Below are 814 nucleotides of genomic sequence, written 5' to 3'. Positions count from 1 at the left end.
GGCGACGCCGTCCTTGACCTGGACCTGGAGGGGGCCGAGGGGGTAGAGGCCGTCGCCCATGCCGGCGGCGCCCATGGCGTCGGTGATCAGGGCGACGCGGGGGGCGCCGGCGGTGCGGTAGGCGAGGTCGAGGACGGAGGGGTGGAGGTGGACGCCGTCGTTGATGAGTTCGACGGTGACGCGTTCGTCCTCCAGCAGCGCGACGATGGGGCCGGGGGCGCGGTGGGCGATGCCGGGCATGGCGTTGAAGAGGTGGGTGGCGACGGTGGCGCCGGCGTCGATGGCTTCGAGGGTGGTGGTGTAGTCGGAGTCGGTGTGGCCGACGGCGGCGATGACGCCGAGGTCGGCGAGCATGCGGACCGAGTCGAGGCCGCCGGGGAGTTCGGGGGCGAGGGTGACCATGCGGGCGTGGCCGCGGGCGGCGTCGACGAGTTTGCGCACCAGGGCGGGGTCGGGGTTGCGCAGCAGGTCGGGGCGGTGGGCGCCGCAGCGGTTGTGGGAGATGAAGGGGCCCTCGAAGTGGATGCCGGCGAGGGTGCCGTCCTCGACGAGTTCGGAGAGGACGGCGGCCTGGCGGGTGAGGTCGTCGAGCTCGCCGGTGACGGTGGAGGCGATGGTGGTGGTGGTGCCGTGTGCGAGGTGGGTGCGGGCGGCGTGCAGGGCCTCCTCGGCGATGCCGGAGGCGTAGGAGGCGCCGCCGCCGCCGTGGACGTGCAGGTCCACGAAGCCGGGGACGACGGTGTGGCCGGTCAGGTCGAGGTCGCCGGGCTCGGTCTCCCCGCCGCTCGTGCCGTTGACGCCGTTGACGCCGTTG

The 814-nt window shown here is 74.1% G+C and carries 1 protein-coding gene; it reads right to left on the bottom strand.

From position 1 onward, the window contains the following. The coding region (locus BG452_RS35895; protein ID WP_188308525.1) for an N-acetylglucosamine-6-phosphate deacetylase at positions 1-814 on the bottom strand (814 nt) is incomplete at both ends.

Source organism: Streptomyces sp. CBMA123 (genome assembly GCF_014596465.1).
Classification (GTDB): Bacteria; Actinomycetota; Actinomycetes; order Streptomycetales; family Streptomycetaceae; genus Kitasatospora.
This window is presented reverse-complemented; position numbering and strand designations above follow the sequence as displayed.